Origin of the sequence: Acinetobacter celticus (assembly GCF_001707755.1) — a bacterium.
Classification (GTDB): Bacteria; Pseudomonadota; Gammaproteobacteria; order Pseudomonadales; family Moraxellaceae; genus Acinetobacter; species Acinetobacter celticus.
Genome location: NZ_MBDL01000001.1, coordinates 214,453 through 235,812, shown reverse-complemented (window position 1 = coordinate 235,812; position 21,360 = coordinate 214,453). Strand labels below are relative to the sequence as shown.

Annotated in this window: 23 protein-coding genes; 14 read left to right on the top strand and 9 right to left on the bottom strand. The window is 40.4% G+C overall.

What is annotated here, in order from left to right; all coding sequences use genetic code 11:
• Nucleotides 1–79: 79 nt before the first annotated feature.
• The 3 genes from gspF to BBP83_RS01110 all read left to right on the top strand — a co-directional run bounded on the left by gspF (nucleotide 80) and on the right by BBP83_RS01110 (nucleotide 2,394).
• Nucleotides 80–1,285, top strand: coding sequence for a type II secretion system inner membrane protein GspF (gspF, locus tag BBP83_RS01120; protein ID WP_068885582.1), 1,206 nt, complete (start codon nucleotides 80–82; stop codon nucleotides 1,283–1,285).
• Nucleotides 1,286–1,336: 51 nt separating this feature from the next.
• On the top strand, nucleotides 1,337–1,774 hold the full coding sequence (gene gspG, locus BBP83_RS01115; RefSeq protein WP_068885581.1) for a type II secretion system major pseudopilin GspG: 438 nt from the start codon (nucleotides 1,337–1,339) through the stop codon (nucleotides 1,772–1,774).
• A gap of 284 nt (nucleotides 1,775–2,058) precedes the next feature.
• Nucleotides 2,059–2,394 (top strand): hypothetical protein, encoded by a 336-nt coding sequence (locus BBP83_RS01110; RefSeq protein WP_068885580.1) that lies wholly within the window; start codon nucleotides 2,059–2,061, stop codon nucleotides 2,392–2,394.
• 166 nt (nucleotides 2,395–2,560) lie between these two features.
• On the opposite strand, the gene lnt is transcribed toward BBP83_RS01110, so the two are convergent.
• Together lnt and BBP83_RS01100 are read right to left on the bottom strand one after the other, a co-directional pair.
• Entirely contained in the window at nucleotides 2,561–4,120 is a 1,560-nt protein-coding gene (gene lnt / locus BBP83_RS01105; protein WP_068885579.1) for an apolipoprotein N-acyltransferase, read from the bottom strand.
• A complete protein-coding gene (locus BBP83_RS01100; RefSeq protein ID WP_068885578.1) occupies nucleotides 4,117–4,956 on the bottom strand; it encodes a CorC family transporter in 840 nt (279 codons plus the stop codon). Before BBP83_RS01100 ends, lnt begins: the two co-directional genes overlap by 4 nt.
• A 330-nt stretch (nucleotides 4,957–5,286) precedes the next feature.
• On the opposite strand from BBP83_RS01100, the gene tusA reads away from it, so the two are divergent.
• Complete coding sequence (gene tusA, locus BBP83_RS01095; RefSeq protein WP_068885577.1) at nucleotides 5,287–5,544, top strand: sulfurtransferase TusA; 258 nt, start codon at nucleotides 5,287–5,289, stop codon at nucleotides 5,542–5,544.
• A gap of 120 nt (nucleotides 5,545–5,664) precedes the next feature.
• On the opposite strand, the gene BBP83_RS01090 is transcribed toward tusA, so the two are convergent.
• Nucleotides 5,665–7,377, bottom strand: coding sequence for an electron transfer flavoprotein-ubiquinone oxidoreductase (locus BBP83_RS01090; RefSeq protein WP_068885576.1), 1,713 nt, complete (start codon nucleotides 7,375–7,377; stop codon nucleotides 5,665–5,667).
• 192 nt (nucleotides 7,378–7,569) lie between these two features.
• Between BBP83_RS01090 and BBP83_RS01085 the strand changes: the two genes are divergently transcribed.
• The 5 genes from BBP83_RS01085 (at nucleotide 7,570) to BBP83_RS01065 (ending at nucleotide 12,005) form a co-directional block, all read left to right on the top strand.
• Nucleotides 7,570–8,181 carry a DUF1285 domain-containing protein gene (locus tag BBP83_RS01085; RefSeq protein ID WP_068885575.1) on the top strand — a complete coding sequence of 204 codons (612 nt, stop codon included), beginning with the start codon at nucleotides 7,570–7,572 and terminating at the stop codon, nucleotides 8,179–8,181.
• Nucleotides 8,182–8,226: 45 nt separating this feature from the next.
• Complete coding sequence (gene murI / locus BBP83_RS01080) at nucleotides 8,227–9,096, top strand: glutamate racemase (protein WP_068885574.1); 870 nt, start codon at nucleotides 8,227–8,229, stop codon at nucleotides 9,094–9,096.
• A 138-nt stretch (nucleotides 9,097–9,234) separates the two neighbouring features.
• Nucleotides 9,235–10,263, top strand: coding sequence for a DUF4062 domain-containing protein (locus tag BBP83_RS01075; RefSeq protein ID WP_068885573.1), 1,029 nt, complete (start codon nucleotides 9,235–9,237; stop codon nucleotides 10,261–10,263).
• A 64-nt stretch (nucleotides 10,264–10,327) separates the two neighbouring features.
• Nucleotides 10,328–11,341 carry a ferrochelatase gene (gene hemH / locus BBP83_RS01070; protein WP_068885572.1) on the top strand — a complete coding sequence of 338 codons (1,014 nt, stop codon included), beginning with the start codon at nucleotides 10,328–10,330 and terminating at the stop codon, nucleotides 11,339–11,341.
• Nucleotides 11,342–11,360: 19 nt separating this feature from the next.
• On the top strand, nucleotides 11,361–12,005 hold the full coding sequence (locus BBP83_RS01065) for an MBL fold metallo-hydrolase (protein ID WP_068885571.1): 645 nt from the start codon (nucleotides 11,361–11,363) through the stop codon (nucleotides 12,003–12,005).
• A 328-nt stretch (nucleotides 12,006–12,333) separates the two neighbouring features.
• Here BBP83_RS01065 and BBP83_RS01055 read toward each other — a convergent pair whose 3' ends face one another.
• Entirely contained in the window at nucleotides 12,334–12,513 is a 180-nt protein-coding gene (locus tag BBP83_RS01055) for a DNA gyrase inhibitor YacG (protein WP_068885569.1), read from the bottom strand.
• Nucleotides 12,514–12,598: 85 nt separating this feature from the next.
• Here BBP83_RS01055 and BBP83_RS01050 point away from each other — a divergent pair, with 85 nt between their 5' ends.
• From BBP83_RS01050 to BBP83_RS01040, 3 genes are all read left to right on the top strand, one after another.
• A complete protein-coding gene (locus tag BBP83_RS01050; protein ID WP_171258023.1) occupies nucleotides 12,599–13,246 on the top strand; it encodes a class I SAM-dependent methyltransferase in 648 nt (215 codons plus the stop codon).
• Nucleotides 13,247–14,455: a TIGR03862 family flavoprotein gene (locus tag BBP83_RS01045; protein WP_068885567.1), complete on the top strand. Its 1,209-nt coding sequence runs from the start codon at nucleotides 13,247–13,249 to the stop codon at nucleotides 14,453–14,455.
• Between the two features lie 70 nt (nucleotides 14,456–14,525).
• Nucleotides 14,526–14,927 (top strand): GFA family protein, encoded by a 402-nt coding sequence (locus BBP83_RS01040; protein WP_068885566.1) that lies wholly within the window; start codon nucleotides 14,526–14,528, stop codon nucleotides 14,925–14,927.
• A 52-nt stretch (nucleotides 14,928–14,979) separates the two neighbouring features.
• On the opposite strand, the gene BBP83_RS01035 is transcribed toward BBP83_RS01040, so the two are convergent.
• Nucleotides 14,980–15,543, bottom strand: coding sequence for a hypothetical protein (locus BBP83_RS01035; RefSeq protein ID WP_068885565.1), 564 nt, complete (start codon nucleotides 15,541–15,543; stop codon nucleotides 14,980–14,982).
• An 8-nt stretch (nucleotides 15,544–15,551) separates the two neighbouring features.
• Nucleotides 15,552–16,334, bottom strand: coding sequence for a class I SAM-dependent methyltransferase (locus BBP83_RS01030; RefSeq protein ID WP_068885564.1), 783 nt, complete (start codon nucleotides 16,332–16,334; stop codon nucleotides 15,552–15,554).
• Nucleotides 16,335–16,452: 118 nt separating this feature from the next.
• Here BBP83_RS01030 and BBP83_RS01025 point away from each other — a divergent pair, with 118 nt between their 5' ends.
• Entirely contained in the window at nucleotides 16,453–17,724 is a 1,272-nt protein-coding gene (locus BBP83_RS01025; RefSeq protein ID WP_068885946.1) for a hypothetical protein, read from the top strand.
• A 174-nt stretch (nucleotides 17,725–17,898) separates the two neighbouring features.
• Entirely contained in the window at nucleotides 17,899–18,855 is a 957-nt protein-coding gene (locus BBP83_RS01020; RefSeq protein WP_068885563.1) for a 2-hydroxyacid dehydrogenase, read from the top strand.
• A gap of 93 nt (nucleotides 18,856–18,948) precedes the next feature.
• Here the strand turns inward: BBP83_RS01020 and BBP83_RS01015 are convergent, their stop codons facing one another.
• The 3 genes from BBP83_RS01015 to BBP83_RS01005 all read right to left on the bottom strand — a co-directional run bounded on the left by BBP83_RS01015 (nucleotide 18,949) and on the right by BBP83_RS01005 (nucleotide 21,330).
• Nucleotides 18,949–19,455 carry a hypothetical protein gene (locus BBP83_RS01015; RefSeq protein WP_068885562.1) on the bottom strand — a complete coding sequence of 169 codons (507 nt, stop codon included), beginning with the start codon at nucleotides 19,453–19,455 and terminating at the stop codon, nucleotides 18,949–18,951.
• Between the two features lie 581 nt (nucleotides 19,456–20,036).
• Nucleotides 20,037–20,426, bottom strand: coding sequence for a hypothetical protein (locus BBP83_RS01010; protein ID WP_068885561.1), 390 nt, complete (start codon nucleotides 20,424–20,426; stop codon nucleotides 20,037–20,039).
• A gap of 67 nt (nucleotides 20,427–20,493) precedes the next feature.
• Nucleotides 20,494–21,330, bottom strand: coding sequence for an OST-HTH/LOTUS domain-containing protein (locus BBP83_RS01005; RefSeq protein WP_068885560.1), 837 nt, complete (start codon nucleotides 21,328–21,330; stop codon nucleotides 20,494–20,496).
• Nucleotides 21,331–21,360: the final 30 nt, after the last annotated feature.

The following is a 21,360-nucleotide window of genomic DNA, read 5'->3' as shown; positions in this document are numbered from 1 at the left end:
TATATCTACGAATATGAATGATTTTAAGGGGTGGGTGCAACTCTGTGGCCCCAAATATTTGGAAAATTAGAGCATTACAATGCCAGCATATCAGTTTACTGCCATCGATACTTCAGGGAAGCAACAGAAGGGTGTCCTTGAAGGCGATTCTGCCCGTCAAATTCGTCAGCAATTACGCGATAAAGCACTTATTCCTGTGGCTGTTCATCCTGTCGAACAAAAAGATAAGCATGCCCAAAATCAGTGGTTTCAAAAAGGCATTAGTTCTTATGATCTTGCACTACTGACACGTCAATTGTCTGTGTTGGTGGTGGCCGCTATTCCTTTGGAAGAAGCGATTCGAGCCGTGGGAAAACAAAATGAAAAAGCCCACGTGCAAAATTTGTTGATGTCTGTGCGTTCCAAAGTGTTGGAAGGACACTCTTTGGCCAATGCATTAAATCAGTCGGGGCGATTTCCTGAATTGTACATTGCGACCATTGCCGCAGGCGAACGCTCAGGGCATTTGGACTTAATTTTAGACCAACTGGCCGATTACACCGAAAACCGCTTTGCCATGCAAAAGAAAGTGCAAGGGGCCATGATTTACCCCATTATTTTAATGTTGATGTCCTTTGCCATTGTGATGGGACTGATGACTTATGTCGTGCCCGATATTGTCAAAACCTTTGATCAGGACAAAGGTGCATTGCCATGGATTACTGTGGCATTGATGAAAGCCAGTGATTTTATTCGGGTGGCATGGCCATTTTTATTGGCAGGAACGGCTTTGGGTATTTTCCTATTAATTCGTTTTTTAAGAACAGCAGCAGGGCATTATGCTTTTGATCGGCTGACTTTAAAGTTGCCTTTATTGAGTCGATTATCTAAGGGAATTAATGCTGCTCGATTTGCCAGTACGCTGTCGATTTTAACCAAGTCGGGCGTGCCATTGGTCGATGCCTTAAAAATTGGCGCGGCGGTTAGTAATAATTGGGTGATTCGCGATGCTGTCAATGTCGCGGCTGAAAAAGTCACCGAAGGTGGCAACTTGGCAACCCAATTGGAGCGAAGTGGTTATTTCCCACCAATGATGGTACAAATGATTCGAAGCGGTGAAGCCTCTGGTGAACTAGACCGAATGCTAGAACGTGCGTCAGACATGCAAGATCGGGAAGTCACCACGCTAATATCAACGCTATTGGCTTTGCTTGAACCGCTGATGTTGGTTTTAATGGCCAGTATTGTTTTGGTAATAGTCATTGCGGTGATGCTGCCTATCGTCAATATGAATAATATGATTTAAAAAAGATACATTTAACCGCGAATAGAACACCCGATTAACGAGAGTAAATACATGCAACGCAATGGATTAAATACGAAGCAAAGTGGTTTCACCTTAATTGAAGTAATGGTGGTGATTGTTATTTTAGGCGTTTTGGCTGCCTTGATTGTACCCAATGTCATGGGACGCGGTGAAAAAGCCAAAGTCGATACTTCTGAAATTACCTTAAAAAGTGTGGCGGGTGCTTTAGACCAGTACAAAATGGACAATGGTAAATTTCCCTCTATGCAAGATGGCGGTTTAGGTGCATTAGTGAATAAGCCGGAGTCTGCAAAAAATTGGTTACCGGGTGGCTATGTGAAAGGTGGCTATCCAAAAGACAGTTGGGAAAATGATATTCAATATGTTATTCCGGGTTCAGAGGGTCGCCCATATGATTTGTATTCATTTGGCGCAGATGGTCAATCGGGCGGTGAAGGGAATGATGCCGATATTTTTTATGAACATTAATCAAAGATAATCACTTATTTGGTTTTTATAGAATAAAACACTTCACTGAATGGGATAATTTAATATTGAGTGAAGTGATAATCAATCTTAGTTATCAATAATAATATAAAGTACTGATAATAATTAATATATTAAAATAAATGCGATTTGAGATTTATAATAAGAATTATTAGCAAGATTATTGATTACAATATTTTAAAAATATGAAGAAATATAGTCTGTTAATTTAAATGAAACCTTGCATAATGTTTCATATGGCACTTTTTTCGCCAGAGGAGGAGAGAATGAAAGCATTTATCTTATCGGATGAAATTAACCAATTTCATTGGACGATGCTGAAATCTGTACTGCTCATTTTAAGCATTCTTCCGATGAGCCAAGCTATATTGCATTTGTGGCACAGCACTGAAGGAAGTAGCCAAATTGTCGTGGGCTTTTTTGCATTGAGCCTATTAAGCACGTTATTGGTGTTAAGTTTTTGCTCTGCATTACAGGCGACTGTCGCAAACTTAAAACAGCAAGATGAAAATGCTTTTGAGCAGGTCATTGTGCATATGTATCGTTATCTTCCGATGCTGTCTTTAGCAGGAATGATTTCTTACTTAGCCACCCAAATTTAAAAATACAGAGTATGTTTTTTTCATCCATGTAAAAACAGCAGTGCTAAAAAATAAAAAACCGAGGTCATAACCTCGGTTTTTTATTGGATGGATTTTTTGGGTTCACTTTGTTGCAGTCATCTACATAGATACTGTTGTAGAAGAACACTCAGCAAACCGCTATACCTTAACGCCGTGACTTAAAGGAAACATCAACTTTACGTGGACGGTAGATCCAACCCAAAATGAGCAACAACACTGCAAAGCCTAAAATAGGCCAATCACTCAGGCGCATATATAAGGTTTCGCCTTGCATGGCAGGAAGTTCACCGCGAAGTACGGCTTCTTTGTCCTGAGGCGCTTGTTTCACAATATGGCCTTCATGATCAATGAAAGCGGTAATACCTGTATTGGTCGCACGGATAAACCAGCGTCCATTTTCTTTGGCGCGCATTTGTACCATTTGTAAATGTTGCCAAGGGCCCGCAGTTCCTGTAAACCACGCATCATTTGAAACAGTCACTAAGAAATCACTTTGCTGTGCATTGCGACGAGTTAAATTCGGATAAGCCACTTCATAGCAAATGGCCGCGCCTAAATCATGATTTTTAACCAGTAAAGGTTTTTGGTCATTGGCACCACGGGAAAAACCACTCATAGAAGGGTCATTTTGCAGGGCTGGAAGCACCCAACTTAGTAGACCAGAAAGTGGAATATATTCACCAAAAGGCACTAAGCGCTGTTTCTTGTAGAGACCTTCAGAGTGATCGCCAGTCGCCATAATACTGTTGTAGTACATTGGCTGGCCCTGAATTTTAGATTCAGCCTGATCCCAATACGGAATGCCACTAACCCATGCCGTACCCGATTTTTTAGCCTGAACGTTCATGGCATCTAAAAAAGGTTCAATATCGGTTTGGAACAAAGGAATAGACGATTCAGGCCAAACAATTAAGTCACGTCCCCATTCTGTTTTACTCAAATTGGCATAAATGAATAAAGTCTTCATTTGATATTCCGTTAACCATTTTAAGTCTTGCGGAATATTGCCCTGAATTAAGGAAACTGAAAGTGGCTTTTCTGCTTTTTTCTCGACAAAAGTAAGTTGTGAAGCTCCCCATGCGCCAAATAATAAAATAGCGGAAGGGATCATCCAGAACAGTTTTTTGTTTAAGATTTCAACCAAGGCACAGGCTAATACAATGACTACAAACGAGACGCCAAATACACCAAACAAGGGTGCATAGTGATCTAAATAGCGTTCGGTAAATGCGTAACCTGCAAACAACCAAGGGAAACCAGTAAATACCCACGTTTTAGCCCACTCAAATAAAATCCAGAGTGGTGCAAAGGTTAAGGGGGTTTCTGGGAAAAAACGACGATATAACCAAGTTTGTGTGGCTGTAAATAACCCCATGACCAAAGCCATAATGGTAATCATCAAAACACTTAAAAATGCATTGGTATCGCCATATACATGAATGGAGGTGTAAAGCCAGAAGGCACCTACAAACCATAAACCAATGCCGTAAACCCAGCCAAGAGCAAAAGCTTGTTTGGCACTACGATTGCGTAAGCATGCATAGAGCAAAGCAGGCGAAAGAATCGCCAGCCACCAATAATAATAAGGTGCGAGTGCAAAGCTAAAAATTGCCCCTGAAAATAAAGCAATCAGTAATGGATAGATAAAAGGGAGCTGTTTTTGTTGTTTTGATGGGTTTAACAGCTTATTAAAATAAGTTCTCATTTACGGACAGCTCGAATCAGATGAATGGTGCGTGCATCTGCTTCTAGAATCGTAAATTCCCAATTTTCAATTTCAATCACTTGACCTTGCAAATCGCTCACTAAACCAATTTCTTGAAGCAAAAGACCGCCGACAGTTTCTACTTCATCGTCAGAAAAATCTGCATCTAAAACATTGTTAAAGTGTTCAATTGGTGTAAGTGCTTGAACCCGCCATGCATTTGCAGTTTTGTGATCAGGGTCTGGAATAATAAATTCGGCTTCTTCATCTATGTTGTCGTGTTCATCTTCAATTTCACCGACAATTTCTTCTAGAATATCTTCTAGCGTGACTAAACCTGATGTGGTTCCATATTCATCAATAACAATTGCAATATGCGTCTGGGTATTTTTTAACATACGTAAAACTTGGTCTGAACGGGCACTTTCTGGCACAAACAGCGGTTGACGCATCAATGCACGTATATCCACCTTAGTACTACGTTCAGTTAAAAACGGTAAGAGGTCTTTGGCAAGTAAAATACCCACCACATTATCGGGCTGATGAGATGAAAAAACCGGAAAGCGAGAGTGAGCCGATTCAATCAGCACATGCAAAATATCCAGCAGTTCATCATCTTCTTGGAGGCTAATCATTGCAGTACGCGGGGTCATAACCTCGCGGATTTTGGTTGCAGGAAGGTCAAGTACACCTTCCAACATTGCAACAGTATCGGGTTCTAAAAAACGACGTGAATCTTGTACTAATTTTAGCAGTTCGTCGCGAGTTTCTGGCGCAGTACCTAACCATTTACGTAAGCCGCGCATACCCCAGGACGGGCCTGATTCCTCGTGCATGATCTTTCCTAAAGACTCTTAATATCTAAAAAATGTGATTTTATCATACCTTAGAAAAAGTGCTTGTCTATCTGTATGCGTATGAGTTTTTTTGAAAAGCTTAGCCGTTCATGATGAGACTGAGGTTGAAGCTAAAATGAATACATTAGATTATGCTACATAGAATGAAATTGAGATGAATGGCTATCCACGCTTGAAACTGATTTTTGGCAAAATTAGTAAAATAGGGTGATAGATATTCTCAAGGCAAAAGTGGACTATAAACGCGTGGTGCAAAAAACGGTTTGCACTATGATAAAATAAGTCAGATTTTATTTATTGAGTTTCGCAATGTCTGAGTCCGCGATTACGCCTGTAATTCAACTGAATACCCGAGGGCTACGTTGTCCTGAACCTGTGATGATGTTGCATCAAGCCATCCGCAAGTCTAAATCGGGTGATGTGGTTGAAGTATTCGCAACAGACAATTCAACCTCATGGGATATTCCAAAATTTTGTATGCATTTGGGCCATGAATTGCTCCTGCAAGAAGAACGATTAGACGAAAATGGTCATAAAGAATTCCATTATTTGGTGCAAAAAGGTTAAGGTCTTTTTGCTCTAAAATAAAAAATCCCTGCATATGACAGGGATTTTTTATTGGAAAAGTAAATGCTCTTCCATCTTGCGTAATGACCGAGCAACGCTCGATCATTACTTATATCCAAATTACATGTTTGGATAGTTCGGGCCACCGCCACCCTCAGGTGTTATCCAAGTAATGTTCTGTGACGGGTCTTTAATGTCGCAAGTTTTACAGTGCACACAGTTGGCTGCGTTAATTTGGAAACGCTTTGAACCGTCATTCTCTTCCATAATTTCATACACACCCGCTGGGCAGTAGCGCTGTGCAGGCTCGTCCCATTTTGGCAAGTTGACATTCACTGGAATTGAAGCATCTGTCAGTTTTAAATGCGCGGGCTGGTTTTCTTCATGCACGGTATTTGACACAAATACTGAAGACAAACGGTCAAAAGTTAATTTGCCATCTGGTTTTGGATAGTTTGGTTTAAAGGTTGTTGCATCTGTGGTTTTTAGCATACTGAAATCTTGTGCAAGATCACGTAAGGTAAATGGCACTTTAAAGATGTTTTGGTCAATAAAGTTAAATGCACCACCTAACCATTGGCCAAATTTATGCATAGCAGGGCCGAAGTTACGTGAACTATGTAACTCTTCTTTTAGCCAACTGCTGTTGAATTTTTCGGTATAAGCGGTCAATTCTTTGGCAAAGAAATCTTCGCCTTCAGTGACACGTGCAACGGCTAAGTCACCACCTTTTTCGACACCGGCAGCAATGGCTTCAAATACGGCTTCACCGCAGAGCATGCCTGACTTCATTGCCGTATGAGAACCTTTAATTTTAGCGAAGTTGAGGAAACCTGCGTCATCACCAATTAAAGAGCCACCTGCAAAGGTAAATTTAGGCAGGGAATTCAAACCACCTTTGGTAATCGCACGCGCACCATAAGAAATACGCTTACCACCTTCTAAATACTGCTTAATCAGTGGGTGAGTTTTCCAGCGTTGCATTTCCATGAATGGATACATGTGTGGATTGGTATATGACAAGTCAACAATCAAACCTAAAGTTACTTGGTTATTTTCAGCGTGATATAACCACCAGCCACCTGAAGAACCTGTTTCATTTAACGGCCAGCCTGCACCATGCATGACTAAACCTGGTTTGTGTTTTGCTGGGTCAATTTCCCACAGCTCTTTAATCCCAATACCGTAATGTTGCGGGTCAGCATCTTTGGCTAAATTGAACTGTTCAATTAAGCGTTTACCAAGATGGCCACGGCAACCTTCAGCAAAAATGGTGTATTTGGCATGTAGTTCATAACCAGGGGTAAAGTTATGGGTAGGTTCGCCATCTTTACCAATGCCCATGTCACCCGTTTGAATGCCTTTAACCGTGCCATCTTCATGGTACAAAATTTCAGAAGCAGCAAAGCCTGGGAAAATAGACACTTCTAATTCTTCAGCTTTTGTTCCTAACCAGCGAACCACATTGCCTAAAGAGATAACGTAGTTACCATCATTGTGCATGGTTTTTGGCACCATCCAATGTGGTGCTTCTTGCGACTTTTCATCAGATAACAAGAAGTAAGTGCGGTCTTCAGTCACGGGTACAGTTAAAGGTGCACCTTCTTCTTTCCAGTTCGGGAACAATTCATTCATTGCACGAGGTTCAAGAACCGCACCTGATAAAATGTGTGCACCGACTTCGGAGCCCTTTTCCACGACACAAACGGACAAATCGTTCAGGTTATTTTCAATTGCAAGTTGACGAATTTTAATTGCAGCAGAAAGGCCAGCAGGGCCTGCGCCAACAATTACTACGTCAAACTCCATCGATTCACGTTCGATGTGTTCCATGTCGGACTCCTCATATGGTTTGAAGGTGGCAACTGTATTTGACTTACGCCAACAGTGCTGCCATGAGTGTTCTTAAGGCCTAGACACAAAATTTATTATTGTGTCTTTATATTGTGGGCTAGTATAGTTTTAAACCTTGGTCTAGCCAATTGGCTGAATCATCTTATTTTGCCGTCATTAGGGTCTTCTGCCATGAATAATCACGAAAAAACTCCAAATTTGGCAAAATCTGCACTCAGCAGTGATCATAGAAATTTAATAGATATTGCACAATACTTAAAAGATGGACAGTCCGGTCACAAAAAGTCAATTCCACCTTTAGAACAATGGCACCCAAAGCATTGCGGTGCAATGGATTTGACGGTAAAAGCCAATGGTGAATGGTGGCACGAAGGTCAATTGATTAAGCGCCAAGCTCTGATCAACTTATTTTCTACCGTGCTTTGGAAAGAGGATGGAAAATTCTATTTAAAAACCCCTGCCGAACAGATTGAAATACAGGTAGAAGATGAACCTTTATTCATCAGTCAAGTGGATCAGGTTGAAATTGCAGGTAAACGTTATATTCAGCTCACCTCGACCACACAAGATGAAATTATTGTAGATGAAGCTCATCCCATTTTTATGCGTGAATTTGCAGGAGAATTTCGACCTTATATTGCTGTTCGCTTTGGAATAAACGCCTTAATTCAACGCTCGACTTTTTTTCATTTGATTGAAATGGGAGAGCTTTTTGAGAATGAGCAGGGTGAAGCAGTCTTAAGCTTGAAAAGTGGCGATTTTTACTTGCAATTAGGCACCTGAGGTTTAAGATTTCAGCATCTGATATCAACTTCTGAACTTGAAGCTATGACAGCCATTCATCCTCGTTATCCACTAAATAATCCGATGCGAAAAGCCACGGCAGAAGCACCAATTGGTATTTTTGATTCGGGAATTGGCGGGCTGTCTATTGCGCAAGAAATTGCCCATTATTTACCGCATGAACATATTGTTTATTATGCAGATACAGCGCATGTACCATATGGCCCACGTGAAGATCAAGATATTCGCGAACTGACAGCACAGGCCATTGAATGGTTGTACCGCAAAGGCTGTAAAGCCGCGGTGGTTGCATGTAATACCGCTTCGGCCTTTAGTTTGGATTCTTTGCGGGCGCATTATGGCGAAAACTTTCCGATCATTGGTTTGGTGCCTGCTTTAAAACCTGCCGTTTTACAAAGTCAAACCAAAACGGTTGCTGTATTAGCGACACCTGCGACATTTCGTGGACAATTAATTCAAGATGTAATTGAACGTTTTGCCAAACCTGCGCAAGTAAAAGTCATCCCTATTACCAGTTTAGAGTTGGTGCCTTTTGTGGAGGCAGGGGCACAGATGAGCGCAGCATGCTTGCAAACCTTACAAGAGATTTTACAGCCTGCAGTTGACCAAGGCGCTGATTTTTTAGTTTTGGGTTGTACACATTATCCCTTCCTTAAAACGGCAATTTGGCATATTTTTGGTCATAAACTGACATTAATTGACTCTGGAGTTGCCGTTGCGCGTCAAACTGCCCGCATTTTAATAAAAAATGAGTTATTATTTGAACAAGTTCGTAAAGATATGGTTCGTATAGAGTGCTACGTGAGTGGCCAGAATGCGACATGTTTAACACCAATTTTAACGCGTTTGATTTCAGCTGATTTGACTTGGACGATTCGTAATCTTGGTATTTAATGACTAAATAAATTAAATTAGTTTTTTTGGTTACTTATGTAATAACTATTTCTTATATTGGGGAAGTCATGGTTGTCGCTAGACTATGCAAGATTGATTGCATAACGGTGCAAGTATGCAATTGGAAGGGGATAACCAATGCTCGATAAGCGTTATCAGGTTTTTATTTCTACATCTGGCAGTGAAATGCAGCCAGAACGGATTGTTTTGGCTCAGACTCTGGTTGGTATGGGTTTTTTCTCATGGGGCTTGGAACAGCGAACACCGCTCAGTACCGCCTTTGCACGTCGCCAAATTGATGATTGTGATTACGTCGTGATTTTACTGGGCAGTGCGTATGGAGAGCAATCTGTTTCGGGTGTGGGCTATATGCACTTGGAATATATTTATGCAGTCACCAAACAAAAGCCGATTATTGTCTTTATGCATGAAGAACCCTCTGCACGTGATGGGGCTTTACATGATGATAAACCTGAACTACGCGAAAAATTTCAAGAATTTAGAAAACTACTACAAAATGAAGTTGATCAGGTATTTACCTACCGTTCAATGCGCGATTTAGAAATGGCAGTACGGTTTAATTTGCCACAAATGTTGGAGCGTTCACCTGTACTGGGTTGGGTGCGTCCGCAAAATATACAAGTCTTACAAGATGAAATTGACCATTTAAAAAGTAAACTGGAGCAATTGGAAACAGAAGCAGGCAAACGTGAAGTCGATCCGTTCCTAAGTTTACCTAAAGTTTCTATGCATGAGCCGTTCTCTTTTGAATATAGAATGCATGCCTATCAAGATGGTAATTTTAAAGAGTTAAAAATTCAAAAAAAGCTGACTTGGGCGCAGTTGCTCTCCATTTTGGGCACCACATTTGTGCATCCAACGCCAGAAGAATTTTTCTCTAAACGGATGAATGAATATTTGAATGAAACAGGTATACAAGACGCCCGCGTAGAAATGCCACGAGCACATGCTGTTGCCCGCGCTCAAATTAATATTCGTGCTTTACATAGTATTAAAATGCAAATGCGTCAAAACGAGTGGATTATTCAGTCTGGTCGAGATGACCGCCAACGTATGTTGTGGCAAATTACCCCCAAAGCACAAAAATTAATGGAAAGTAATTTATTGGATGAAAATCGGGTTTTTCAATTTAAAACCATGTACTAATCCATGTATTGAAATGGGATAAAGCTGTTAAAGTAGTTTTGTTCATATAATTTGGGATGGTTTGATGTCTGCTGTGTCTAAAGCGAAAATCACGGTTATTTTGGCAAATTTGGGCACGCCCGATGAGCCAACAGTTCCCGCAGTACGGCGATTTCTAAAGCAGTTTTTATCTGATCAGCGGGTCATTGAAATACCAAAACCAATTTGGCAATTCATCTTGCGGTTATTTATTTTACCATTTCGCCCTAAACGGGTCGCGCATGCTTATGCCATGGTATGGAATTCAGACTCGCCAATGCGGGAAATTTTATTGCAACAGGTGCAGGGCGTCAAAGCAACTTTATCCAAGCAATATCCTGAATTTGAATTAAATATTGTCCCTGCAATGACCTATGGTAACCCCGGTATAGATGCTCTTTTACAACAGTTATCACAGCATCCCCAAGATCATATTGTACTCTTACCCTTGTTTCCGCAGTTTTCGGCCACATCGACAGCACCATTGTATGATGCCTTAGCAAAATGGATTCTAAAGCAACGAAATTTGCCCGGTATTTCGATTATTCGTGACTATTATCAACATCCTTTATTTATTCAATCTTTGGCACAAAGTGTGCGCGATTATCAAGCAGAGCATGGTCAGCCAGAAAAACTACTCATGTCATTTCATGGAATTCCACAACCTTATGCCGACAAAGGCGACCCGTATGCAGAGCGTTGCCGAGTGACTGCGGCACTGCTAGCGTCTGAGCTGGGTTTGAGTGATGAACAATGGGCCATCAGTTTTCAGTCGCGCTTTGGTAAGCAAGAATGGGTTAAACCTTATACAGATGTTGTACTGAAAGCGTGGGGTGAACAGGGCGTACAGTCTGTGCAGGTGATTAGCCCTGCATTTTCAGCTGATTGTTTGGAAACGCTAGAAGAATTAGCCTTGCAGAATGCTGAATTATTTCAGTCGTCTGGTGGTGGTCGTTACCACTATATTCCTGCATTGAATGCGCGAGCAGATCATTTACAATTGCTCAATACATTGCTTCAAGCTAATCTGGATGCCGTAAAGCACACATTAGCCCACTAAGGTTCTGAGGTTTAGCCAAATGTTGCAAGTCAAAATTGTGCCGGTTACGGCATTTCAGCAAAATTGTTCAATTCTTTGGGACTCTGAAACCAAAGAAGCCATATTGATTGACGCAGGTGGTGAGCCTGAAAAATTACAGGCTGAAATTGAAGCTTTGGGTTTAAAGGTTCAGGCACTTTGGCTAACCCATGGTCATTTAGACCATGCGGGTGCTGTCGGTGCATTAAAAAAATTATGGAATGTGCCTGTTATTGGGCCACATAAAGAAGATGCATTTTGGCTCGATATGATTCAAGAGGTTTCCGCACGTTATGGATTTCCTATTCCTGAAAAAGTTGAAGTTACTACGTGGTTGGAAGGAGGCGAGACGTTAACCTTGGGCAATGAAGCGTTTGAAGTTCGTTTTGCACCGGGTCATACCCCAGGGCATGTTATGTTCTATAACCAAAATTACGGTTTATTATGGACAGGAGATGTACTGTTTAAAGGCTCTATTGGTCGGACGGATTTTCCACGCGGGAATCATCAACAGTTATTGGATTCTATTCAGCGTGAATGTTTTAGCCTACCTGATGAAACGCAATTTATTTCAGGTCATGGCCCGATCAGTACCATTGGTTTTGAAAAGCAACATAACCCCTTTGTTGCCAGTAAAGCGGGTTAAATGAAATAAAAAAGACTGATGCTGGCATCAGTCTTTTTGAAAGGGATTGGCGTATTCTTTACGTATTTCTAAAAAAATTAAAAACGTTGCGCATATGAGTAATAGGCCAATGGCACAAATTAGTCCATCTGTTCGATAAAGTCCTATAAATAAGCCACTTACACCCAATACTGCAAAGATGAAACACATCGTATACATGAACCCCAGTTTCATGCTGAAACCCTTTAAAAAATCATCATTTTTATAAAGTGAGGATACCGACAGTTAATGTCGCTTAGATGACACAATGAAAAGTATTTGAATCAAAATAGGAAACGCAGTTTTATGGTTAATCGTTGTCAGAACCATGATCTGCTTGTGGGGCATCTTGAGTTGGTAGTGCGTATTCATCACTGGCCCATGCACCTAAATCGATGAGTTTACAGCGTTCAGAGCAAAATGGGCGATATTCATTATTTTCCCAAGTGGTTGTTTTACCGCAACGCGGGCAAATCAGCGTAGTAGGCATAAAAAGGCTCCAAGCAAAAATAGATGATTCAATTAGGCAATTACGGTCACAATTGTTAGACTTATGCCGTTTTTATTAGTTTGATCTGATTATGCCGATTCGTCAATTTCAAGCACAGCGTATGCATGCGCCTCGTGATTTTCAAGCCATTGCTCAGCAACCCGTTTGTGTGGAAATAGGCGCAGGCAAAGGCAAGCATGCTTTGCTGTTTAGTGGTCAAAACCCAGAAAAGCAGTTAATTGCTGTAGAACGCACACGTGAAAAATTTCTTTTCATGCAAAAGCAACATGTATTAGAAGGTGCGAAAAATTTACAACCAGTACATGCCGATGCGTTGCCTTGGGTAGTACATGCATTGTTTCCTGCACAAGTTGAACAGTTTTTTATTTTGTACCCCAACCCAGAGCCACATAACCCTGCACAGCGCTGGTTGAATATGCCTTTTTTTGAGTTTTTACTATCGCGTTTAAAAACTGGGGGCAGTATTACCTTAGCCAGTAATATTCCTGAATATATTGCCGAAGCAGAGCAACAATTAATTGATGTTTGGAAATTGCCGTTTATAAAAGAAGTGATTCCAGCAGATTCTGCACGCACACATTTTGAAATTAAATATTTAGAACGTGGGGAACTTTGTCAGCAACTGATTATGAGCAAGCCCGAAGCCTATGCGACGCGCTTTGATGATTTTCAGCCTTTGCTTGGACAGTCTGTTGACGTGGCAGCAAAGTAAATGAGTAAACGCATTGCAATTATTGGTGCAGGCCCCGCTGGTCTTATGGCTGCTGAAGTGCTGAGCCAATATGATTATGAGGTGCATGTGTATGAGCAAAAGCCTTCGGCTGCCCGTAAGTTTTTAATGGCAGGAAAAACGGGGCTTAATATTTCGCATGCAGAACCCATTGAGCAATTTGTGCAACGTTATGATCGGGCAGAATGGCTTGGGCCTTGGGTAGGACAATGGGATGCCAATTGGATTCAACATTGGATGAAAGACCTTGGCATTGAATCGTATATTGGTTCATCGGGGCGTGTTTTTCCATTGGAGATGAAAGCGGCCCCGTTGCTTCGTGCATGGTTAAAACGCTTGGCTGAACATCAGGTGAAATTTCATTACCGCCATCAAATCACTGCATTAAAGCAGCAACAATTAAGCTTTAAACACTTGGTGCAAGACCAAGAATTTACCGAACATTTTGATGCCATTGTGATGGCATGTGGTGCTGTGTCTTGGTCAAAACTGGGCAGTGATGGTGCGTGGCAGCAATGGTTAAGCCCTGAACAAATTGAACCCTTTCAAGCCAGTAATGCAGGGGTGGAAATTGCGTGGTCTAAATTTATGCAACCTGTTTTTGGTGAACCGCTCAAACGGGTTGAAGCATGGGTTGCAGGGGCAGAAAAAACCGCGGGTGATATTGTCATTAGCCATTATGGTTTAGAAAGTGGCTTAATTTACAAGCAAGGTCGGGCACTGCGTCAACTGGCAAAGAAGCACCAGCCGATGCAATTGTTTTTAGATTTATTTCCAGATCAGAGCATTGAGCAACTGGCGAAAAAATTACAGCCCAGTAAAAAACAGTCATTGAGCAATATATGGCGTAAAGCTGGACTAGAGGGTGCAAAAGCCTATTTAGTCCGAGAGTTGGTTACCAAAGAACTTTGGCATCAGCCTGAGCAATTGGCTAAGCAGATGAAGTCGCTGTGTGTGCCATTAACAGGTTTTCGCCCAATAGAAGAAGCCATTAGTTGCGCGGGCGGGATTCGACCAGACGCGCTGACCGATCATTTACAATTGAAGACGCATCCTGCGGTATTTTGTGCAGGGGAAATGCTGGATTGGGATGCACCAACGGGTGGCTATTTACTCACGGCCTGTTTTGCAACAGGTCGGGCAGCAGGGCAAGGCGTGCATACTTATTTAACGGCAACAGCTTCATCTTAAAAATATTTTTATTGGGCTAGACATGCTATTTTCATATTGAGTTTTTAGTCATTAGAAGAAGAAGGGCGTCATGGAAAAGTATACGGGCAGTTGTTTATGTGGTGCAGTGCACTATGAATTGAATGGTGCAATAGGTGAAATTGTACAATGTCATTGTTCAAAATGTAGAAAAGCCAATGGTACGGCTTACGCCACCAATGCGCCGATTGCAAAAGCCGACTTTAAGTTAACCGCAGGTGAAGATGTATTGAAACGTTATGCATCAAGTGCGGGAACACAGCGCTGTTTTTGTGGAAATTGCGGTTCGCCTATCATCAGTATTAAAGCCGATACGCCTGATTTTTATCGCTTACGAATTGGTACTTTAGACACCAAAATTGCGCAGTCACCGGTCTGCCATATTTTTACCGCATCCAAAGCAGAATGGGAACAGATTGCCGATGATTTACCCCAATATGCAGAACGACCTTAAAAATATCTAACGCACAAGGGTTCAATTGAACCCTTATGGTGGTCGATTGATTTTATGGTGTTGGAGATGCTTTTTTTGTTTCAGGATATTGTGTTTGCCAATGCTCTAGCTGTTCCTGTGCATGAATAAATTGACCTAAGCCCTGTATATTTTCACTGGGTTTTTTATTGTCTGCACTTGATTGGGACTCGAGAAGCTTGCCTTGATGATCCCAATATTGATACATCAAGCCTTGAATATAGCGGCCTTGCTCAGTTTTTAAATCCAGTTCTTTTAGCATGTTGAGTGCAGAGTGAATATTGTCTCGTTTGCGTGCGGTGGCAAATTCAGGCGTCAATGAACCCTTTTCTTTCATTTGCATCAGTTCATCTTCCATCTCATCGCTGACCGCGGTAAAGCGCTGATCAAAGTCAACCAATGCTTGAATGTCATGAACATCATTGGGGGTTTTTGCAAATACTTTGACGGGTTCAGAAGACAATTCACGCATGATTTGGTCATCTTGGCTAATATCAGATGATGGTTTTTCTGCTTCTTGGCTACGCTCACAGCCTGTCACGAGGAGCGTCGTACTGACCAATGCAGAGAGCCAAAAAGCATTTCGTATAAATCGCATAGGGCACCTTATTTTTCCGTTATTTTCTTAAAGACATAAACAAAAGTGGTGTAAGGAAAGTCAATTTCATCCTGTGCTTGTTTGCCTGTCAGCTCAAAAACAGTCTGTTCAAATTGTAACTTCAGCTTGTATTGCTCTGCTTCAGGTCGGGCTGCAATAAAACTGGTCGATAGCAAACGTTTAGAAACCACTTGCTCAACTGTACCATGATGTAATTGCTTAAAAGTGGTTTGTTGTTCGAGTTCAAACCATGTCTGTTGTTCAAAGGCTTTTTTCCATAATCCACTGTGGTAACGAGGGGTGTCACCTTCCAGTGTCGAAAGCGTGTCTGCCAAGGCTTTGACCCAATTGGTTTGAATATCCCGCTGATTCCAAATTAAAACTAAATAACCATTGGGCTGTAAAATGCGTTGAATTTCAGCTAATGTTTCATGGGTTGCAAACCAATGAAAAGACTGAGCGCAAAACACAGCTTTAACCGACTTTTCTGGAAGAGGAATCGCATGGCTTGGGGCTTGAATGACTGAAATATCGGGATGTACTTGGCTTAATTGTTGTAGCATTTCAGCGATTGGGTCAACAGCAATTAATTGGGTGCTAATGGCTTTTAAATACGGGAGGAATTTTCCTGTACCAGTACCTAAATCAACTAGCGTATCTGTTATGCCTAAATGTAAATGCTGTTTCAACCAGAGACTGATTTCTGCAGGATAATTGGGACGAACTTGCTGATATAGCGCCGCAGCTGCGCTAAACCCTTTTTTTGCTGCAGGATGGAGTGATTGTGTCATATTCTGCACTTTTTAATCCCTGACTCCTCTATAAAATAGCATACTCTCCTGCATGCTAACTTTTGGCGACGTATTGAAATTGATGAATGATGCACAAGGACTTGAAAACGGTGTAATGATGGATAAACAAATTATTTTTGAAGATGAACAAATTCGTGTCATTTTCCTTAAAGGTTCATCTGAAGAATTAATTTTTTCCTTTGGAGATTTAATTACGCGTGCGAAAGGCTTAAACATTAATGCAGAAAAGTCACTGCATAAATTCAATTTTAACGTCATTGGTATTATGCCTAAGCAAAAATCGTGGTTTCCAGAGTCATCTATTTTGGCCATGTTGGACAGTATTCAGGCTGTGATTGCACCTTTTACAAAGCGGATTGCGTATGGCGGTTCAATGGGGGCTTATGCTGCCATTAAATATTCGAATGTGTTCAATGTGCAACGTGTTGTTGCCATGGTGCCACAATATTCAATTAACCCCGATGATGTGGAAGATACGCGCTATAACATGTTCTATCAGCCAGAACTAAACGGCAATATGAAGGTGAAGCCTGAAGATGTTTCCGCGGATTGTGAATACATTATTATTTTTGACCCCTATTATGCAGCTGACCGTGTGCATGTTGAGCATTTAAAACCAGTGTTGCCCCATGCACATTTGTTGCATTTACCCTATACCGACCACGATGCGATTGCTGTTTTAGCCAGTTCAGAACTGGTTCATGACTTTTTACTGCATCCTTTTGAAGACAGTTATTTTTATAAAAAAATGCGCCAAGTAAAAAAGAACAGCAAATTTTATTATCGTAAAGTCATTGAAAATCTGTTGCCTCGACATCGTTCAGCTTTAGGTCATATTTTAAAAACCAATGCCTTGGCTTTAGATGGTCAGTTTTTTGATGCCAAACAAAAGCAAGTATTGCTACGTGAGTTGTTCAGTAATAAACAGGTCGATCAACAAGATTTAGCCAAGCTGGGCATTGAAGTTAACATGCCACAAGAAAAGCGTAATTTATTGCAAGACCGTTTTGGACATGGTTTGGTGTTTAATATCATCAGTCAAAAAGTCGAAAGTTATGCGAAGGGAGCTATTGCCCTAAATCATAAATTTTTGATTCCAATTTATGCCAAAGGCAATGGTTTGGTACAAATTAACTGGAATGATCAACCTTATTTGGTCACGATGAATGACCGCCAAATGATGAAATTACTAGAATTGCACGATGATTTGTCGATTGGTATGCATCCTCTAATTATGAAAAAATATGCCGATTATTATGTAATTAGCTATAAAGCACTTAATTTAAGTACGGACGAATTTGGTGCTGTAGACTTTATTGAAAGTTTGGATGAGTACAGTAAATTTATCTCTCAACCAGAAAAAGCGTAACTTCAACTTTGCTTTGTTCTTCGCACATGATCGAATAACCAATATGAACCCGCCAAGTTGCGGGTTTTTCATTTATAGATGGGTATATTGCCTTGAAATTGTGCACTGACTTGGTTTAAATGCTTGATGTGCTGTATTTGAGCGCAATGGATGATGATTATAAGAGGGGATGCAATGAAGGCCGTATATTTAGACTATCAATCATTAGATAAAAATGATTTGGATTTCAGTGGACTACATGCAGTTTTTGATGAGTTGATATTGTACCCAAGTACTTCTCAGGAACAATTAATAGAACGTATACAACATGTCGATGTCATTATAAGCAATAAAGTACAGTTATCTGCCACCACGCTAACGCACTGCACACAGCTCAAATTGATTTTAATTTCGGCCACAGGCACCAACAATATTGATTTAGCTCAAGCCACACAACAAGGGGTAACGGTGTGTAATTGTCAGGGTTATGGTACAGCTGCAGTTGCACAACATACCCTCATGCTGATGCTCAATTTAGCCACATCTTTTCGTCAATATGACCGTGCTGTGCAGCAGGGCAATTGGAACACGTCTAGTCAATTTTGTTTGCTCGATTTTCCTATTATTGAACTTTCAGGCAAAACATTGGGGCTGGTGGGGTATGGCGAATTGGGTAAAGCAGTCGCAAAATTAGCCCATGCATTTGGTATGAAAGTGATGATTGCATCATTACCGAACCGCCCTGAAATGGCCGAACGTGTGCCTTTGTCAGAGCTGTTACCTCAAGTCGATTTTTTAAGTTTGCATTGTCCTTTAACGCCAGATACACAAGATTTAATTGATACCAAAGCTTTAAGCCAAATGAAAAAAAGTGCTTTTTTAATAAACTGCGCACGCGGTGGCATAGTGAATGAACAAGCTTTGGCGGATGCATTACGTGCAGGTGAAATTGCGGGTGCAGCCACAGATGTGTTGACTGTCGAGCCTCCAAAAGCGGGCAATGTATTGCTAGACAGTAGTATTCCAAACTTGATTATTACCCCACACAGTGCATGGGGCAGTGTCGATGCCCGTCAACGTATTGTGCAGCAAATGATTGAAAATACGGAAGCATTTAAAGTAGGTTTAGCTATTCGTAAAGTAAACGGATAATCAGATTATTTTGACTGGAAAATGAATAATTTCCCCTCAAAAAGCACAGCGTAAATACTGTGCTTTTTGAAATTGAAAGGGATGAAAATGGGTTTATAAATCAGTGACAGGATAAGCGGTGGTGGTCGAACTGCTTGGTATTGCTGTATGAGGCACAGCCTGATTGCTGTTTAATGAAGATGATGACTCACTTAAACTATGCTGTTCAATGGGTGCCACTTGACTAGGTTTGCCAGCTAAGGCTTCTTTGGTTTCCTGAATTTTAGTATTGACACTTTGAGTGGCTTTTTGTGCACCTGCATCGGCTTTTTGTACGGTGTTGCCTGCAATGTCTTTGGTATTGTCCCAAGCTTGGCCGACTGAAGGCTTAACTTTAGCAATGCCTCGTTCAGCAGCAGTTCCGACTTTTTCCGCTGTATTTAATACACCTTCTTGGGTTTTATAGGCCCAAACGTGAAAAATATTCGGATTTTTTCCGTAAGGTTTTACAGGCTTTTCAGTGGGTTGTTGTACGCAAGCATCTTGCGCCCAAAGTGAGGCAGAGGCTAAAACCATACCTGCACAAAGTGTAAATGTAGTGATATTTTTGAAAATTGGCATACTGTTGGCACCTCTATCGATGTTGTTCTGGCAGAGGCGATGAAGCCCAAAATAAGGAATCATTATAGGCATGCTTTTTGGAGTTACTAGAACATGCAACGAAATTTATACAGCTTTTAAAAGCTTGGTTGTAAAGTCATTTGTAAAAGTAGTCTGCAATAAAAAAAGGCCCATAAAATGGGCCTTCCTGAAGCGATCTCTGGAGAAGATACATGCTTAAAATCAGGTTATTTTGTTGCTATAGATGCACTTTTTCCAAAAAATATGCGTCTAAGCCACAGGGGGATTTAAATTTACATGGGTTTTTCCATTTATACCTGCGTGCGTTGTAGAGGTAGTAGGTTTGAGACAGAAATCTATTTTAGAGATAATTTTTTAAAAAAGTTGATTTGTGTTGAAAGTTACACAAGGGTTTACATGCAAAATACGTTTGGCTTATTTCTGTAAGTTTTAGATCGTGCTATGTGAAATATGTAAGTATTTGAAAGTCTATTATTATTTGAATTTCTATTTTTTTTGAAGTGCCAGATATTTCATCACCTGTCAAAATTGATGAAACAGGTGATGAAAATAAAGTGTGATTAGTCACATTGTGCTAAAGCATCTTTATGGAAATTGCTACGTAGTGAAAGAAAGTTCTTTTGTACGTCTGGTGCATATAGGTCAAAGTTGTTTGCGGTGCTGGTGCCGTCTTTGGCAAAGGTTGCTGAACCGCCAGTCATCAGGGTTAAGCCTTTAAATGACCATTGTTCTACGACTTTGTCTGCTTCTAGGTTGCCTGTAAATTCAATGACGCATTTGTCGTCAAATTTAGTCAGTTTGGCTTTGTTTTTGGTGGTAGTGGGGTAGACGTCTAAATTATTAACTTCTTGTAATACGCCAAGGTCTAGGTGTTGGACTTTTTGTGCCGTTGTACATGCTGTAAGTGCGATACCCGCAAGACCAGTCAAAATGAGTGTTTTAAGTTTCATATGGTTCTTTCTTGTTGAGTGTTGTTAGTTTGAGTATAGGGATTCAAATTAAAGTTGGCTATAAAAACTAGTTTTCAATTCTTTTAAATGTCGCTTCACCATAATTTAACTGAATCAATATTTTTTCACCCTTTGAAGTTGGTTCAATTTTAAGTAAGAAAAGTCCGCTATTAAGTATTAAGTCGTTAAGATTTTTGAAGCCATATTCTGTTTTGATTTTTTTATTAGCATCAGGAAATTTCTTGCTAATTAATATACCTATAGTTGTAAGTGAAATCCAACCGCCATTTTTATTATTATCGTCTATTAATATTTGAATTTCCTTGTAAATTTCCTCTGCAGGAAAAATGAAATGAGTTTTAAATAAGTTAGATTTTAAGTAGGAGATTTGAGTATCGACTCCTTCTTGTGCGCTTACACAATACTGCTCAAATTGATCTAAAAATGGTTTGTGCTTTTTTTCCAATTCTAATAAGTAGTTGATTGCCTGTTGGCATTCATCCAGTTTTGATAAATTGAATTTTTCTTGAAATTGATGTGCTAGAAAATTACGATCCGCTACAAATTCTTGTAATTGAAAATTAAGTTCTTGGTGACGATGTTCGCATAAATTAAATGATATGTTCATATCAATACGCAATGTATTTGTCGTTTCATCTATAACTTTATTTTCTTCTTCCGTTCCACTTACAAAAATTGAATTTAAGGCTTTTGTAGTTAATCCACCTAACGTTTGATTTTTAACAGAAGGCTCTATGACTAGTGGGGATGACTCATTTTCAAAAGTAATTGTACGATTAAGCTTTAATAAAGATTTTAATCTCATTTCTACAGTCTGAAAGTGAATTAGATGCTTGCCTAGTAGTAAAAAGATTTTATCTCTTAATTCTTCGATATTTTGCATAGTGACTTTAAATAAAAAACCCCGCTAATT

Excerpts from the sequence above, each read along its gene's own strand:
- BBP83_RS01045 (WP_068885567.1), top strand. The coding sequence starts at position 13,247 with ATGAGTAAACGCATTGCAATTATTGGTGCAGGCCCCGCTGGTCTTATG.
- BBP83_RS01030 (WP_068885564.1), bottom strand. The coding sequence starts at position 16,334 with ATGACACAATCACTCCATCCTGCAGCAAAAAAAGGGTTTAGCGCAGCT.
- BBP83_RS01110 (WP_068885580.1), top strand. The coding sequence starts at position 2,059 with ATGAAAGCATTTATCTTATCGGATGAAATTAACCAATTTCATTGGACG.
- BBP83_RS01015 (WP_068885562.1), bottom strand. The coding sequence starts at position 19,455 with ATGCCAATTTTCAAAAATATCACTACATTTACACTTTGTGCAGGTATG.
- BBP83_RS01020 (WP_068885563.1), top strand. The coding sequence starts at position 17,899 with ATGAAGGCCGTATATTTAGACTATCAATCATTAGATAAAAATGATTTG.
- gspF (WP_068885582.1), top strand. The coding sequence starts at position 80 with ATGCCAGCATATCAGTTTACTGCCATCGATACTTCAGGGAAGCAACAG.
- lnt (WP_068885579.1), bottom strand. The coding sequence starts at position 4,120 with ATGAGAACTTATTTTAATAAGCTGTTAAACCCATCAAAACAACAAAAA.
- BBP83_RS01025 (WP_068885946.1), top strand. The coding sequence starts at position 16,453 with ATGGATAAACAAATTATTTTTGAAGATGAACAAATTCGTGTCATTTTC.
- BBP83_RS01100 (WP_068885578.1), bottom strand. The coding sequence starts at position 4,956 with ATGCACGAGGAATCAGGCCCGTCCTGGGGTATGCGCGGCTTACGTAAA.
- gspG (WP_068885581.1), top strand. The coding sequence starts at position 1,337 with ATGCAACGCAATGGATTAAATACGAAGCAAAGTGGTTTCACCTTAATT.
- BBP83_RS01035 (WP_068885565.1), bottom strand. The coding sequence starts at position 15,543 with ATGCGATTTATACGAAATGCTTTTTGGCTCTCTGCATTGGTCAGTACG.
- hemH (WP_068885572.1), top strand. The coding sequence starts at position 10,328 with ATGTCTGCTGTGTCTAAAGCGAAAATCACGGTTATTTTGGCAAATTTG.
- BBP83_RS01085 (WP_068885575.1), top strand. The coding sequence starts at position 7,570 with ATGAATAATCACGAAAAAACTCCAAATTTGGCAAAATCTGCACTCAGC.
- tusA (WP_068885577.1), top strand. The coding sequence starts at position 5,287 with ATGTCTGAGTCCGCGATTACGCCTGTAATTCAACTGAATACCCGAGGG.
- BBP83_RS01055 (WP_068885569.1), bottom strand. The coding sequence starts at position 12,513 with ATGCCTACTACGCTGATTTGCCCGCGTTGCGGTAAAACAACCACTTGG.
- BBP83_RS01090 (WP_068885576.1), bottom strand. The coding sequence starts at position 7,377 with ATGGAACACATCGAACGTGAATCGATGGAGTTTGACGTAGTAATTGTT.
- BBP83_RS01040 (WP_068885566.1), top strand. The coding sequence starts at position 14,526 with ATGGAAAAGTATACGGGCAGTTGTTTATGTGGTGCAGTGCACTATGAA.
- BBP83_RS01075 (WP_068885573.1), top strand. The coding sequence starts at position 9,235 with ATGCTCGATAAGCGTTATCAGGTTTTTATTTCTACATCTGGCAGTGAA.
- BBP83_RS01065 (WP_068885571.1), top strand. The coding sequence starts at position 11,361 with ATGTTGCAAGTCAAAATTGTGCCGGTTACGGCATTTCAGCAAAATTGT.
- BBP83_RS01005 (WP_068885560.1), bottom strand. The coding sequence starts at position 21,330 with ATGCAAAATATCGAAGAATTAAGAGATAAAATCTTTTTACTACTAGGC.
- murI (WP_068885574.1), top strand. The coding sequence starts at position 8,227 with ATGACAGCCATTCATCCTCGTTATCCACTAAATAATCCGATGCGAAAA.
- BBP83_RS01010 (WP_068885561.1), bottom strand. The coding sequence starts at position 20,426 with ATGAAACTTAAAACACTCATTTTGACTGGTCTTGCGGGTATCGCACTT.